15 protein-coding genes are annotated in these 14,291 nt (G+C 62.5%); 5 read left to right on the forward strand and 10 right to left on the reverse strand.

The window, feature by feature from the left end; genetic code table 11:
• Positions 1 to 64: 64 nt before the first annotated feature.
• The 3 genes from AC58X1_RS01005 to AC58X1_RS01015 all read right to left on the reverse strand — a co-directional run bounded on the left by AC58X1_RS01005 (position 65) and on the right by AC58X1_RS01015 (position 2,223).
• A complete protein-coding gene (locus AC58X1_RS01005; RefSeq protein ID WP_497428131.1) occupies positions 65 to 835 on the reverse strand; it encodes an SDR family NAD(P)-dependent oxidoreductase in 771 nt (256 codons plus the stop codon).
• Positions 836 to 903: 68 nt separating this feature from the next.
• Complete coding sequence (locus tag AC58X1_RS01010) at positions 904 to 1,083, reverse strand: CsbD family protein (protein WP_101318671.1); 180 nt, start codon at positions 1,081 to 1,083, stop codon at positions 904 to 906.
• A gap of 150 nt (positions 1,084 to 1,233) precedes the next feature.
• The gene (locus AC58X1_RS01015; protein ID WP_150569636.1) at positions 1,234 to 2,223 is read right to left on the reverse strand and encodes a hypothetical protein; all 990 of its coding nucleotides are present in this window, start codon (positions 2,221 to 2,223) and stop codon (positions 1,234 to 1,236) included.
• Positions 2,224 to 2,454: 231 nt separating this feature from the next.
• Between AC58X1_RS01015 and AC58X1_RS01020 the strand changes: the two genes are divergently transcribed.
• The 3 genes from AC58X1_RS01020 to AC58X1_RS01030 are packed head-to-tail and all read left to right on the forward strand — an operon-like array spanning position 2,455 to position 4,462.
• A complete protein-coding gene (locus AC58X1_RS01020) occupies positions 2,455 to 3,936 on the forward strand; it encodes a helix-turn-helix transcriptional regulator (RefSeq protein ID WP_497428132.1) in 1,482 nt (493 codons plus the stop codon).
• 59 nt (positions 3,937 to 3,995) lie between these two features.
• Positions 3,996 to 4,145, forward strand: a complete 150-nt coding sequence (locus AC58X1_RS01025; RefSeq protein WP_178080759.1) for a hypothetical protein — start codon at positions 3,996 to 3,998, stop codon at positions 4,143 to 4,145.
• Positions 4,145 to 4,462, forward strand: coding sequence for a hypothetical protein (locus tag AC58X1_RS01030; RefSeq protein ID WP_220633441.1), 318 nt, complete (start codon positions 4,145 to 4,147; stop codon positions 4,460 to 4,462). The genes AC58X1_RS01025 and AC58X1_RS01030 overlap by 1 nt, the downstream gene beginning before the upstream one ends.
• A 52-nt stretch (positions 4,463 to 4,514) precedes the next feature.
• Here AC58X1_RS01030 and AC58X1_RS01035 read toward each other — a convergent pair whose 3' ends face one another.
• From AC58X1_RS01035 to AC58X1_RS01060, 6 genes are all read right to left on the reverse strand, one after another.
• Positions 4,515 to 5,726 (reverse strand): c-type cytochrome, encoded by a 1,212-nt coding sequence (locus AC58X1_RS01035; protein ID WP_497428751.1) that lies wholly within the window; start codon positions 5,724 to 5,726, stop codon positions 4,515 to 4,517.
• Between the two features lie 116 nt (positions 5,727 to 5,842).
• Positions 5,843 to 7,612, reverse strand: a complete 1,770-nt coding sequence (locus AC58X1_RS01040; protein WP_101318680.1) for a GMC family oxidoreductase — start codon at positions 7,610 to 7,612, stop codon at positions 5,843 to 5,845.
• Positions 7,613 to 7,648: 36 nt separating this feature from the next.
• Positions 7,649 to 8,368 (reverse strand): gluconate 2-dehydrogenase subunit 3 family protein, encoded by a 720-nt coding sequence (locus tag AC58X1_RS01045; protein ID WP_497428133.1) that lies wholly within the window; start codon positions 8,366 to 8,368, stop codon positions 7,649 to 7,651.
• 385 nt (positions 8,369 to 8,753) lie between these two features.
• Positions 8,754 to 8,909, reverse strand: a complete 156-nt coding sequence (locus AC58X1_RS01050) for a DUF2986 domain-containing protein (protein WP_101318684.1) — start codon at positions 8,907 to 8,909, stop codon at positions 8,754 to 8,756.
• A gap of 99 nt (positions 8,910 to 9,008) precedes the next feature.
• Complete coding sequence (locus tag AC58X1_RS01055; RefSeq protein ID WP_150572926.1) at positions 9,009 to 10,070, reverse strand: SDR family oxidoreductase; 1,062 nt, start codon at positions 10,068 to 10,070, stop codon at positions 9,009 to 9,011.
• Positions 10,071 to 10,141: 71 nt separating this feature from the next.
• Positions 10,142 to 11,317 carry an MFS transporter gene (locus tag AC58X1_RS01060; RefSeq protein ID WP_497428752.1) on the reverse strand — a complete coding sequence of 392 codons (1,176 nt, stop codon included), beginning with the start codon at positions 11,315 to 11,317 and terminating at the stop codon, positions 10,142 to 10,144.
• Positions 11,318 to 11,468: 151 nt separating this feature from the next.
• On the opposite strand from AC58X1_RS01060, the gene AC58X1_RS01065 reads away from it, so the two are divergent.
• Positions 11,469 to 12,362: a LysR family transcriptional regulator gene (locus AC58X1_RS01065; RefSeq protein WP_150572925.1), complete on the forward strand. Its 894-nt coding sequence runs from the start codon at positions 11,469 to 11,471 to the stop codon at positions 12,360 to 12,362.
• 1 nt (position 12,363) lies between these two features.
• Here AC58X1_RS01065 and AC58X1_RS01070 read toward each other — a convergent pair whose 3' ends face one another.
• Complete coding sequence (locus AC58X1_RS01070) at positions 12,364 to 13,317, reverse strand: LysR family transcriptional regulator (RefSeq protein ID WP_150569507.1); 954 nt, start codon at positions 13,315 to 13,317, stop codon at positions 12,364 to 12,366.
• A 143-nt stretch (positions 13,318 to 13,460) separates the two neighbouring features.
• On the opposite strand from AC58X1_RS01070, the gene AC58X1_RS01075 reads away from it, so the two are divergent.
• Positions 13,461 to 14,288 (forward strand): amidohydrolase family protein, encoded by an 828-nt coding sequence (locus tag AC58X1_RS01075; RefSeq protein ID WP_497428134.1) that lies wholly within the window; start codon positions 13,461 to 13,463, stop codon positions 14,286 to 14,288.
• Positions 14,289 to 14,291 lie beyond the last annotated feature (3 nt).

Here is a 14,291-nt window from a genome sequence, read left to right on the forward strand (position 1 = left end):
CTCGAGGATGAGGAGTGGCGGGCAGTTCCCGATGAACTGTCTATCGGTTGGCGCCGTTTGTGACTTACCAACTGATCGGCTTGCCATCCCAGGCCCAGAAACTACCGCTCTGCTCGGGCCCATGCTGGCGTGCCAGCTCGAGGATGCACTTGGCGGCAAACGCAGTGGTGAATAGCTGCTCGGCGGGTACATTGGCCTGAAAGGGCCGGGACAGCTGTGTGTCAGTGGTGCCAGGGTGCACCAGCAATACGGTGGATGCCGGGTTGACTCGGCGCAGTTCGATGCTGGCGGTGCGCAGCAATTGATTAAGAGCGGCTTTGCTGGCGCGATAGCTGTACCAGCCGCCAAGCTGGTTGTCGTCGATCGAACCGACCCGTGCCGACAGCGCAACGAAGGTTGTCGGTTGCCTGCGCAGCAGTGGCAGCAAGTGCTTGAGCAGCAGCACTGGAGCAAAGGCATTGGTCGCGAAAGTGGCTTGCAGGCCGCTGAGGTCGAGTTGCGCCAGGCTCTTTTCGGCGCGGGCGCCGTCCTGCTGAAGAATACCCAGAGTGCTGATCACCAGGTGCAAGTGTTGGCAGCTCGCGCCAACTTCGCGCGCCAACTGTTCCAGCGCTTGCTCATCGCGGGCATCGCAGTCAAACCGCAGCAGGCGTTGGCCATGGTCCTGGGCCAATGCTTCCAGCTCAGCGCTGGTACTGGCGTGCCGCGCTACTGCGTATACCCGCTCGACGTCAGGGTGGGCGAGCAGGCTTTGACACAGAGCCAGGCCAATGCCTTGGCTGGCGCCGCAGATCAGTGCACTGGCAGGGGCAGCGAGCGCGGGAATCAGTTTCATCGACTACCTCGGAAACGCAAAAAACGGCCGTCCGAGGACGACCGTTCTGGGTTACGTTGGCGACACTATCAGTGTTTGTCCACTGTGTTCTTCACATCGCCTACCACTTGCTGAGCTTCACCTTTCTTCTCCTGAACCTTGCCTTTGACTTCCAGTTCAGTGTTGTCGGTGGCCTTGCCAACGGCTTGTTTTACTTTACCAACAGCTTCGTTGGCCATGCCTTTGATTTTGTCAGAAGTACCGCTCATGGACGTTCTCCTAGCTCAATAGTATGTGTGTGTCGTCGACATCTTTAATGACCGCTTGCCGCTTTCAACAGTTGCACCTCCTGGCGAAAATAAATTCGGTTTCATCTTCTTCGCTTTCATTGCCATCAACTAATCAGCGCCATCAACTAATCAGCGCAGCGTTGCGATCTGGCGGTTACGGCTGGTCAGCGCAAAGCGACCGATAGCAAAGCTCAGTGCGCCGCTGATAAGCAGGGTGATCAAGGTGCCCCAGGCTGCTTTGGACAGGTTCTTGGCGGCTACGTCAGCTGCTTCGCGGGCTTGCTGCTCAGCCTGTTGCTTGAGGGCTTCGACTTTCTCTGCAGCCTGCTGGTAAGCACGGGCGTAGTTGTCGACGACCTGCTGGGCTTCTTCGCGGCTCTTGCCGGTCCGAGCAGCCACGATGTTGACCAGTGCATCCTTGTCAGCGGCGCTCAGCGCTGGGTCGCCAGCCTGCTTGATGCGGTCGAACCACTGCTGCAGTTGCTCCATGGCTTGAGTCGGGTCATTGGCGACGGTGGTCGCAGCCTGTTCGGTCTCGGCGCTCACCTGGGCAGCGCTTTGGTCAACATTATTCGGCGCCAGGCCTGCTTTGCCGGACTGTTGCAGGGTTTTGTCCAGCTCAGCCTTGAGGCTGTCCCAGTCCAGGCTGATACCGTTCTTGTCGAGCTGCTGCTTGATGCTCTGGCCAACCCCCGGCGCTGCTGCGGCTACGCCATCAGCGGCCAGCGACAAGCCTTTGCCCGCGATATTGCCGGCGGTGCCGACCACACCGGTGGCCAGCGAGGCCAGCAGCCAGGTGGTGAGCAGGGTGGTGATGGTCCAGCTCAACAGGCCATGCAGGCCGCCGCGAGTGGGGGCAGTGCGGCCTGCCACCCACGCACCAGCAGCTACTGCAAGCAGGGTGCTGGCGAACAACCAGATACCGGCACCGGTGCCGAATCCGCGCAGCGGGTTGCCGGCTTCGAGCGGATCAACCGCGCCAGCACCGATCGCGGTACCGAGCACGCTCAACAGCAGATAAGTCACCAGGGCAATTGCACCACCGGCGAACACCGAGCTCCACGATACCCGCAATGGCTGGGCAGGCACTGCGGTAGTGGTTGCGTACGCGTCAGTCATGTCAGTCATCTATGCATCCTCAGCAAGGCAGATTCCAGTTCAGTCACCCGTGGGTGGACCGTGATTTGAGTTTGCCCAGGCGTCCAGGGCCTGTAATGACGCATCTGCACCCCCCGATCTGGTGCATTCGCACTAATCTGCACGGGCAGGCGATGCACTAAGCTGGGCGGGCACCTTTTGCCACGGCGTGCTTCTAACCCGGGTGCGCCTTGACCCACTGGAGATCGACCCATGAGCGACGCTGTGCTTGCCCGAGAAACCAACCGCCGCCAGTTGCAGCAGATCATCTCCGGGTTATCCGATGGGGTGATCCTGGTCGAGGTCGATCAGACCATCCTCTGGGCCAACGAAGCTGCCCTGCAGATGCACGGTGTCAGCGAGATCAGCGAGCTGGGCGCCAACGCAGAGGAGTACCGCGAGCGGTTTGCCTTGCGCTATCGCAACAACCACCCGCTGGAGCCCGAGCAATACCCGATCAGCCGGGTCGCGGCCGGTGACGTGTTCAGCGATGTGCTGGTCGAGGTGCTGCGGATAGGCGATGAAGAAGAGCGCATGCGCGTGCAGCGCATCCGCAGCATGGTCCTGGAAGACAGCAAGGGCGGCCCGGAGTCACTGGTGCTGATCATCGCCGATGCCACCCAGTGGGCCAGTGCCGAGCAACGCTTCGAGAAAACTTTCAACGCCAACCCGGCACCGGCGGTGATCTGCCGCTTGAGCGACCTGCGTTTCATCAAGGTCAACCAGGGCTTTCTGGAGATGACCGGGCACACCCGAGAGAACGTCATCGGCCGCTCGGTGTACGAGGTCGACGTGCTGGAAAACGCCGAGCGCAAGGACCTTGCCATCGAACGCTTGACCAGCGGCGGCACCATTCCGCAGATGCAGGCGGAATTGCGCCTGCCTGAAGGCGGCAGCAAGCTGGTGATCGTTGCCGGCCAGCCACTGGACATGCATGAAGAAGACTGCATGCTGTTTTCCTTTACCGACCTTGAGCCACGGCGCAAGGCCGAAACCGCGTTGCGCCAGAGTGAAGAGCGCTTCGCCAAGGCGTTTCGCCTGAACCCGGTGCCGACCCTGGTGTGCAGTGCTGACCGCCAGCAGGTGGTGGACGCCAACGAGGCGTTCCTGGCGACCCTGGGCTACACCGCGCAGGAGCTGATCGGCCGTACCGTTGATGAGCTGGATGTGGTCGAAGGCCGCGAGGTGAGCACTCAGCTGTTCGACCTGCTGGAAAAGTCCGGACGCATCGAGGGCCTGGACTTGAAGTTGCGCAAGAAGGGCGGGGAGATCATCGACTGCGTGCTCGCCGCCGACACCGTCAGCCTGCAGGACTCGCCGTGCTACCTGCTGGTGGTGATGGACATCACCGAGCGCAAACGCTCCGAGCTTGAGCTGGTGGAAGCCATTGAGACGGTGATGCACGATGCGTCCTGGTTCAGCCAGACCCTGATCGAAAAACTGGCCAACGCCAAGAACCTCAACACCCGCCAGTTCCCGCCGGCGTCAGTGACCGACCTGACCGCGCGCGAGCGCGAAGTGCTGGGCCTGATCTGCGAAGGCCTGGCTGACAAGGAAATCGCCGCGCGGCTCAAGCTGGCGCCCAACACCGTGCGTAACCACGTAGCGACGGTGTACTCCAAGCTCGATGTGCACAGCCGCAGCGAGGCCATTGTCTGGGCTCGCGACCGGCGCCTGTTCGTGCGCCAGGGTTGAACGTTGGCCGGCGCGCGGGTCTCTAACGGTACGCATTGATCACTGGAGAGGTACTGACGATGAACCCAGCAACGGAAGGTTTGGAAGAACAGGGGCCCAGCGGCGTGCCGTTCGTCAACGACCCGCAAAAGCCTGCCAACCATGGCCACACCGAGGTGGTTGAGGAAGAGGAAGATATCGATCCGGTCGAGCCAGAAGAGGCCGACTGATGGCCGCGCCAACCACACCTGATGGTCGTTATCTCGTCATCGATGGGATGCTCTGGCGCTGCTCCAATCCCAGCCTGGCCGAGCCAGAGCGGCAACGCTTGGTGAATGAGCTGATGACTGCTCGACGTGCTGTGAAAGCGGCCAAGGGCCGTGTGGATGCAGAGGCGTTGCGCGAGGCTAGAGCAGGCGTGCAGGCGGCCAAGGTAGCCTTGGGCGAACGCGGCCCGGTGTGGTGGGACGATGGCAGTGCCGACTTCAATCGGCACAAGGTCCGGAATACACCCTATGCGCAGTGGTATGAGGGTTTGCAGACCTGAGCAAGCGGCTATCGCGGGCCAGGACGGCCCGCGACAATTGCGCTATGGCACCTCAGTGATGCTGGAGCGCGGCGCGTACTTCACGGACCTGTGCCGCAGTCACCTTCGAGGCCTGGTTCGACCAGCCATGGCGCAGGAAGCTCGCCAGCGCGGCCACTTCAGCATCGTCCATGCGCTCGGCAAAGCCGGGCATCGGCAGCACCGAAGGGGCACGTTCGGTGGACGGCGTCATGGCACCCGCGAGGATTACCTGGATCAGCGCCGACGGGTTCTCGGCATTGACCACCGAAGCACCGTCAAGCCGCGGGAATACCTGCTCGGCGCCCTGGCCGGTGACAAAGTGACACGCGCCACAGTTGTCCAGGTACAGCCGCTGACCCAGATCCAGGTCCTTGGCCGCCGTCAGTTTGGCGATGGTGGCCTGGCTGCGCTGCGGGGCGTGCTGATACTCACCTTTACCGGTGGCCTCCAGCGATTTGAGGTAGGCGGCCATCGCCAGCAGGTCTTCGTCGCTCATGTGCGAGGTACTGTTGGCGACCACATCCTTCATCTCGCCCGCCACAGCGGCGATGCTGTTGCGCCCGGTGCCCAGGTAGTCAACGATCTGCTGCTCGCTCCAGTGCGGCATGCCGCGCAGCGCCGGTACCGCCCAGCCATTGAGCTCAGCGCCGCTGAGATAGCTGCCAGTGCGCTCGTCCAGCCCTTGCTCCTGCATGGTCAGTGCCCGTGGCGTGTGGCATGAGCCACAGTGGCCAAGGCCCTGAACCAGGTAGGCGCCGCGCTGTAGTTGGGCATCGTCGATGCTCACGGCGTCGGCCGCAGCCGCTTCGGGCGTAGGCGAGAACAGCGCGCGCCAGTACGCCAGCGGCCAACGGATCGACAGCGGCCAGGCAATGCCATTGGCTTTGTTGGCCTGTTCCACCGGCGCCACACCCTTCATGAAGTAGGCATACAGCGCCTGCAGGTCGGCATCGCTGACCTTGGCATAGGACGGGTAGGGCATCGCCGGATACAGCGCGCTGCCGTCATGGCCGATACCGCGGCGCATGGCCCGTTCGAACTCACCGTAGCTCCAGGCGCCGATACCGGTCTTGTGGTCGGGGGTGATGTTGGTGGAGTAGATGGTGCCGATTGGCGAGGCAATGCCCAGGCCCCCGGCGAACGCCTTGCCGCCATCGTGGCTGGTGTGGCAGGCCACGCAGTCGGCGACCCGGGCCAGGTAGGCGCCCTTGTCGATCAACTGTTCGGTGATCGGCTGTGGCATCTGCGCGCTGGCGTCGCCGGAGCGGTTCAGCCACAGGCTCACGGCCCAGGCCAGCAATGCCAGCAGGGCCGCGAGCAGGAGCAGACGGATCAGGGTCGATTTCATCGAAGCGCTCCTCATGCCTGCACCAGCGGGCCAGGGTTTTTCAGGTACTGGTCCTTGATCGCCTGGGCGGCGAACAGGGTCAGCGCGCCGATCAGCGCGGTCGGGTTGGCCTGGAAGTTCTGCGGGAAGGCGTTGCCGCCGGGGACGAATACGTTGTGCACGTCCCAGCTCTGCAGATAGCGGTTGAGCGCGCTAGTCTCGGGCGAGTCGCCCATGATCGCGCCGCCGACGTTGTGGGTGGAGACGTACTTGGTGATGTCCCAGTGCGAATCCATGTCCAGGTAGCTTTCGCTGACGCTGTCGGGGTTGAGCTCCTTGGTGATGTCGCCAACGATGCCACGCAGGTGCTGCTGCAGTTTCAGCTCGTTGGGCTTCCAGTCGAAGGTGATCCGCAACAGCGGCTGGCCCCACGGGTCCTTGTAGGTCGGGTCGAGGTCCAGGTAGTGCTCGCGATAGGACATGCAGCCGGTAGAGATACTGACCTTCATCGAATGGCCGTACCAGTCCTGCATGCCTTCTTTCCAGCCCTGGCCCCACTCAGGGGTGCCGGCGGGCAGGGCGGTGCCGATCGGCGTGCCGGTGGCCTGCGAGCTGTGGATCTTGGCGCCGCCGATCACGCCCAGTGCCGGGCCGTCGAAGTTGCCTGGCGAGATGTCGTTGAACATCTGCCCGGTGGCGCCGGCAGTGGCGAACGGGTTGAAGGTCTTGTCCTTGAAGAACAGGGTGCTGCCGCCAACGCTGAGGAAGGCATAGTTGCGGCCGATGGTGCCCTTGCCGGTCAGCGGGCTGTACGGCTGGCCGATGCCCGACAGCAGCATCAGGCGCACGTTGACGAACTGGAAGCCCGCCAGCACGACGATCTTGGCCGGCTGGAACACTTCGTTGCCCTGGCCATCGGCATAGGTAACGCCCTTGGCAGTCTTGCCGTCGGCGTGCAGCTCAACCCGCAGGACGTTGGCGTTGGTGCGGTAATCGAAGTTGTCCATGCGCTTGAGAGCGTCCATCACCGCGGTTTGCGGCGAGGCCTTGGAGTAGTTCAGGCACGGGTACTTGCTGCAATAACCGCAGTAGTTACACGGCGCGATCTGGTTGCCGTAGGGGTTTTTCCAGGCTCGCGAAACGTTGGCCGAAGGGTTGGGGAACGGGTGATAACCCAGCTTGCGCGCGGCTTCGGCGAACATCGTGTTGTTCAGCGTGTCTTCCAGCGCCGGCAGCGGGAAGGGGCTCGAGCGTGGCCCTTCGAACGGGTCGCCGCCTTCGACGATGCGCCCCTGCAGGTTGCCGGTATTGCCCGACAGGCCGCAGATCTTGTCGAATTTATCCAGGTACGGCTCGATTTCTTCCCAGGTGAACGGGTAGTCCTGGATCTGCATACCTTCACCCAGCACGCCGGGTTTGTAGGCCTGGTCGGCGTAGGTCTTGAGCTTGATGTCGGTCGGCGTTGGCCGGATCAGCACGCCGGTCCAGTGCAGGCCCGAGCCGCCGACGCCGGTGCCGGGCACGAATGCGCCCCACTGGCGAGTCGGCAGAGCGGTGCTCTGCATGTTGTGGCGCACGGTGAGGGCGCCGTCCTTGGGCGTGACCATGATCTTGTTGCGCACGCCGTAAGCGTACTGGTCGGCGGGCTTGGGGTAGGTGAAGTCGGCATTGCTGCGGTCTTCGCCACGTTCCAGGGCGCGCACCTTGAGTCCGGCCTGGGCGAGCTCGATGCTCATCAGCGAGCCGGCCCAACCGAGGCCGACCACGACTACATCGACTTCGTCATTGGTAATGTTTGGCATAGGTAACCTTGAATGCTCTGTCGCTTGGCGAAGGGTTCAACCGCGCTGGCCGGTCAGGCTGACCGGGCCGAGCGGGTAGGGGACGTTGTGCTGGGCTACCCATTCCAGGTAGCTGGCACGCGCGCCGGGGAAGCCGATCGCAATCCACGCCTTCATGCCTTTGTTGCCGCCGTAGATCGGGTCGGCAAGCCAGCCCTGGCGGGTGATGTTGAGCAGTTCGCTGAACAGCAGCTTGGCCTTGAGCACAGGCTCGCCGTGGGCGGCAAAGTCGACCTGGCCGTTCTGCATCTGCTTGAGCAACTGCTCGCGATCGCTCAGGGACAGCAGGGCGAAGTGCTGGCCGTATTTGGCCTGGCACCAGCCTTCGAGCGCGGCGATGCCCTGGCGGTAGATCTGCTGCGGAGTGAATGGCAGCTGGTAGCCGAGGGTGGCCGGCGCGTTGACGTCGAACGGGCCCTCAAGGTACACCTCGCTACCCAGGTCACCGGCCAGTTGCTGGTCGATGAAGATCGGCACGTTGGTCTCCAGCGCACCTGGGCCACGGCCATCAGCAGGGATCAAGCGGTCGCAGGCAGCCAGGATGAAGGTCCATTCGGCTGCAGTGAAAAAGATCGGCGTGTAGCTGTCCAGGCTCGGCGCGGCGAGCTCGGCGGCGGCAGCGGCGCTCAGGCCGTTGAGGGCGATGCCCATGGCGGGCAAGGCGATCAGCGAGGACAGCAGAAACTTTCTTCGCGATGTTTGCGTGGCAATCAGCATGCGGGTTCACCTATGACTATTCACGAGGAACCCGAGATGTATCCGGTAATCCGTTACCTGTAGGAGCCGCGATAGTCTCAGATGAGATAGCGCTATCTTCCAGTGTGCCTGGTCAGGCGCTACAGCAAAAACGGCTCTACGAAGTGTGGGGAGACTGAATTGGGCGCTGCTCTTGTATGAAGCCTGGCAGTCGCGTGGCTTGAATGAACGACCCTCTCGAGGGCGTCATTAGGCCTGATTTGGACATCACGGGTAGCGAGAAGCATAGCAAGCTACCGAGTCTGTTACAAAACATTTCTCGACGGATGTCAATGTCGCTATCGTCGCAGGCCTTCAATGCACCAGCTGAGTGATGCATACCGGTCGCGAGAGCTGTCTGGCCGCTTTATTCAGGGCTGGATACGGCGGCCTCAGCTGCTTCGGCAGCGGCTTTCAGACGGTCAGCCTTGCAGATGTACTTGGGTTTTTTCGGGGCGAGTTTGGCGTTGGCTTTTTGCGCCTTGGCCTTGAACAGCTGTTGCAGTTTTTTCTGGCGGTTCATGTGCTTTCTACCTGCGAGTGGACGCCGGCATGATATCGCGATTTCGGCTCGCGCGTGTGCGCCGGCTGGCCGGCGCACAGAGCGACTGAAGCGTAAACCTCAGGGAATCAAACGTGCCTCTCGCAATTGATCAAACACCTCGAAAAACGCCCGATCACTTGCTTGATAGGCACTGAAGCCCAGCAGCCGACTCTTGCTCATGTCGGTCACGACTTCGATCGGCCGGCCGAGGTCGGCATCGGTGTGCCAGGGCGAGACCAGGCGGCTGATGTCGGCTTCTTTGAGGCCATGCTCGGCGACGATCTGGCTCCACAGCGCCTGGTCATCGGCCATCTGCGCCTCCAGCGGCGCCGGCGACTCGGGGAAGGGCGCGGGTGTGAGGCCGAAGTAATTGGCGATCCGGCCCCACATCCACTGCCAGCGAAACACATCGCCATTGGTGATGTTGAACGCCTGATTGGCGGCTTCAGGGGTAGTCGCCGCCCATAGTTGCTGCTGCGCGAGCTGGCGGGCGTCAGTCATGTCGGTCAGGCTCTGCCACTGCACGCGCGAGCCGGGGAACACGAACGGGCGGCCGCTTTGCTTGCAGATGCTGGCGTATACGGCGAGGGTGGTTGCCATGTTCATCGCATTGCCGACGGCCACGCCGGTGACGGTGTGTGGGCGGTGGACGCTCCAGGTGAAACCATCGCGCTCGGCAGCGGCAAACAGTTCGTCTTCCTGGGCGTAGTAGAAGTTCTCGACATCCAGCCGGCCTTGTTCCTCACGAAACGGCGTCTGCGGCAGGCTGCCCTTGCCATAGGCCTCGAAGGGGCCAAGGTAGTGTTTCAAGCCGGTGACCAGAGCGACGTGTTTGACGCTGCCTGCCGGGCGCAGCGCTGCGAGCACATTGCGCACCATGGCGCCATTGACGCGGATGTTTTCCGCTTCGCTGGCCTGGCGCGACCAGGTGGTGATGAATACGTGGGTAGGCTTGAGGTCGGCCAGCGCCGCCTGCAGCGAGGCAGGGTCTTGCAGGTCTGCGGCCACCGGGATGATCCCCGGCGCCGCCGTTGGCGTACGCGAGAGCGCTGCCACCTGCCAGTGATTGTCGAGCAAAAGCTGGGTGATGGCGCTGCCGACGATGCCGCTGGCGCCGACTACCAATGCTGTCTGGGTCATGATGTTCTCCTCAAGTAATGGTTTTCTGAGCAGGCCAGCACGCCAGAGGTTCAAGCCGATCTGTGTTCGATTCAGCCGCTGGCCCGAGCGGCGCGCAGGGTCAGCAGCGCTGACAGGACCAGCAGTGCGGCGCTGGCAAAGAATGTCAGCCGATAGCCACTGCTGTCGAAGAGTACCCCGCCTGCGGTCGAGCCGAGTGCGATGGACAACTGGATTACCGCCACCATCAGCCCGCCGCCGGCTTCTGCATCATTGGGCAGCGACTCGGCCAGCCAAGCCCACCAGCCCACCGGTGCAGCGGTGGCAAACAGGCCCCACAGGGCGAGCAGGGCGAACACGGCGGGTACCGAAGTGCCGAACATGACCAGGCCTACGCCGATGACGGCCATCAACAACGGGATGACGATCAATGGCCGGTACAGGTTGCGCTTGAGGAAGGCGCCGATCAGCACTGTGCCGATAAAGCCCGAGACGCCCAGGCCAAGCAGGATCATCGACAAGGTGGTCACATTTACCCGGCTGACGCTTTCCAGAAAGGGCCGCACGTAGGTGAACAGCATGAACTGGCCCATGAAGAACACGCCGACAGCGAGCAAGCCCAGTATCACGATAGGCCTTTTCAATAGCGCCAGGACGCTGCCCGACGGGCCAGCTCGCTCATGCGTCGGCGTCGACGGCAGGCTCAACCATTGCCAGACCAGCGCGAGCAATGCCACCGGCACCAGGCAATAGAATGCGCCGCGCCAGCCGATGACACCACCAAGATAGCTGCCTAATGGCGCGGCAATGACAGTGGCCAGCGCATTGCCGCTATTGAAGATGACCAGCGCCCTGGGCACGCTGGCCTTGGGCACCAGGCGCATGGCAACCGCCGCAGACATCGACCAGAAGCCGCCGATGACCACGCCGATCAGGGCACGGCCGAGCATGTAGACGCTGTAATTGCTGGCCGAGCCGACAATCAGCCCAGATACGCACATCAGTGCGGTCAATAACAGCAGCAGGGCCTTGCGGTCGAGCGAGCCGGCCAGCCTGGCGATGGTCAGGCTGGTCAGCACGGCGAATGCGCCGGAGATGGCAATGCCGTAGCCGGCCAGCCCTTCGCTGACGCTCAGGTCGCGAGCGATTGGCGTAAGCAGGCTTACCGGCATGAACTCGGAGGCAATCAGCGCGAACACGCACAGGGTCATGGCAAAGATGCCGCTCCAGTAAGCGGGCGCACTGCCCTGGCCGTCGTTGCGGTGCATACCCGGCGAGGCCTCGATGGTTGGGCTGGACATAATGGATTCCGTTTTTGAAGGACAATGCAGCTGACGTGTCGTGGTTTAAATCTTGACTGATAGAGCGTCTGCTGATTAGTAGAGGGAATCTGAATGTGGTTGTGAGAAAATCTCAGCAATGAAGCACGCCAAGATCAACGACCTGCAAGCGTTCATCGCTGTCGCCCAGGAACAGAGTTTTACCAAGGCAGCGGCCCAGCTGGGCGTCACGCCGTCGGCGTTGAGCCATGCGATGCGTGCGTTGGAGCAGCGCCTGGGCGTACGGTTGCTGGCCAGGACTACCCGCAATGTCGCGCCCACCGAGGCCGGGCAGCGCTTGCTGCAGTCGCTGGCGCCGCTGTTCGAGCAGATTGCCGAGCAGGTCGAGGCGCTCGGCGAGCTGCGCGACAAGCCTGCCGGGACCCTGCGCATCACCTGCACCGATGACGCCATCGATCTCTACATCCGGCCCAAGCTGAAGGCCTTTCTGCAGACCTACCCGGATATCACCCTGGAGCTGATGGTGGACTACGGCTTCACCAACGTGGTCGAGCAGCGTTTCGACGCCGGGATCAGAATGGGCGAGTCGATCAGCAAGGACATGATCGCCGTGCGCATCAGCCCGGACTGGCGCCTTGCGGTGGTTGCTTCACCCGAGTATTTCGCCGCTCACGGCATACCGCAGACGCCACACCAGCTCACTGAGCACCGCTGCCTGAATATCCGCCACCGCCCTGCTGGATCGATCTATGCGTGGGAGTTCGAGAAGGATGGCCAGGCCTTTACCGTGAAGGGCGAGGGCCAGTTGGTGGTCAACAGCATCATGCACGTGCTCAACAGCGCGGTTGACGGTATCGGCCTTGGCTACGTGCCGTACGCCCTGGCGGCGCCACTGATCGCTGAGGGGCGCTTGCAGGAAGTGCTGGCGGACTGGTGCCCGTACTTTCAGGGCTTTCACCTTTATTACCCGAATCGGCGCCAGCCCTCGCCAGCATTTACCGCCTTTGTCGAGGCGATGCGCTATCGCCCGTAGCTCAGGTGAGCGCCGGTTCGACTGGTTCGATCGCCCGGCCCAGCTGCATTGCCTGCGCCTGCAAGATACGCATCAACTGCAGCGTGGCCTGGGCTGGTGGCTCGAAGCGCGAGTAGACAAAGCTGATATCGAAGCTGATCTCATCACTTAGCGGCACAGTTTTGAGGCCGCTGTCCTGGGCCACGAACTCGTCGATGATGGTCATACCCATGCCTTGCTTGACCAGTGCCACGGCCTCCACTGCATTGGTGAACGACAACAGCGAATCAAGCTGCACGCCGCAGCGGCTGAAGGCCTCGCCGAGCAATTGACCGAATGCCATGTCCGGGCGGAACAGCAGCAGGGGATAGCCCTGCAGTTGTTGCAATGACAGGGATGGGTGATGCGCCAACGGGTGGTCGAACGGCATCAGCGCAACCATGCGCCCGCGCATGTAGGGCACCGAGTGCAGGTGGTCGTGCGGCAGCGGCAGGGCGGCGATGGCCAGGTCGACCTTTTTCGACAGGATCTGATTGGCCATCTCGACCATGAGCGTGGTCTGCCATTCGATATTCAGCGCCGGCACCTCGCGCTTGAGCTGGGCCAGCGCTGCCGGGATGACCACGGTCGACAGCGAGGCACTGCAGCACAGGCGCAAGGTGCGCTGGGCACCGCTGGCCAGTGCCAGCGCACAGTCGTTGACTACCAACGCAGCTTGGTACACCCGCTCGACTTCACGATAGAGGACCTGCGCCTCGCCGGTCGGTACCAGGCGATTGTTGATCCGTTCGAACAAGCGGTAACCCAGGCGCCCTTCGATGTAGCCCATGAGCTTGCTCACCGCTGGTTGCGAGACATAGAGCAGCTTGGCCGCGGCGCTGATCGAGCCGGTCAGCATCACCGCGCGGAATACTTCCATGTGCCGCAGCTTGAACAGCATGTGATCTGCGCTCGGTCGGTCTGAGGGCATAATCATTACCTTTGGTTATGGTCTTGCTCATCCAGGTATGAGCGCTGGTGGCGGCTGCGCAGTATCGTTAGCTCCTGCCTGGCGCCATGTCGGTGGCGACAATACCAAGATTTGCCGGCCCGCGCTGCGGCGTCTGGAGAGAGAAACGCATGAGTATTTTCGACGAGCCAAAGATCGACTGCCATAACCATTTGTTTGATCCAGTAGCTTACCCCTATCACCCCGATGCGCCGTATGCGCCCTCCGGCCAGGAAGTGGCCACGCTGACGCAGTGGGAGGAGGTCATGGCTGCCTACGGCGTATGCAATGCCTTACTGGTCGGCCCCAACAGTGGCTACCACACCGACAACCGTTGTCTGCTGGCGGCATTGGCAGCTGGTCAGGGCCGTTTCAAGGGCATTGCGGTGGTCGACAACGCTATCAGCCTCGACGCCTTGGCTGCGCTGCACGCCCAGGGCGTAGTTGGGGTTGCCTTCAACCCGGCGCTGTACGGCCTGCAAACCATGGATGGTGCCGAAGCACGTCTGGCCAAGCTGGCCGAGTTGGGCATGTTTGCCCAGATTCAGGTGTGTGATGACCAGTTGCTGGAGCTGCACGGGCTGCTCGAACGTAGCCCGGTGCGCCTGCTGATTGATCACTGTGGCCGGCCGAACGCGGCGGCCGGGGTAGGGCAACCGGGCTTTCAGGCGTTGCTCAAGCTGGCGCATTCCGGGCGCGCCAGCGTCAAGCTGTCGGGTATGCAGAAGTTTGCCGCGGCCGATGCCTTGCACGCCCAGAGCCATGCCTATGTGCAGGCCTTGATCGAGGCATTCGGCCCAAACGCCTGCGTGTGGGGCTCGGACTGGCCGTTCATTCGTCAGCACTCGCGGATCGACTACGGCCCGCTGCTCAAGCTTGCCGAGCGGCTGATGCCAGACCCGCAACTGCGCCGCGAGATCATGTGGGACACCCCACGCCGGCTGTTCGGCTTTGCCTGAGCC

This window comes from Pseudomonas sp. PGPR N4 (genome assembly GCF_059693665.1).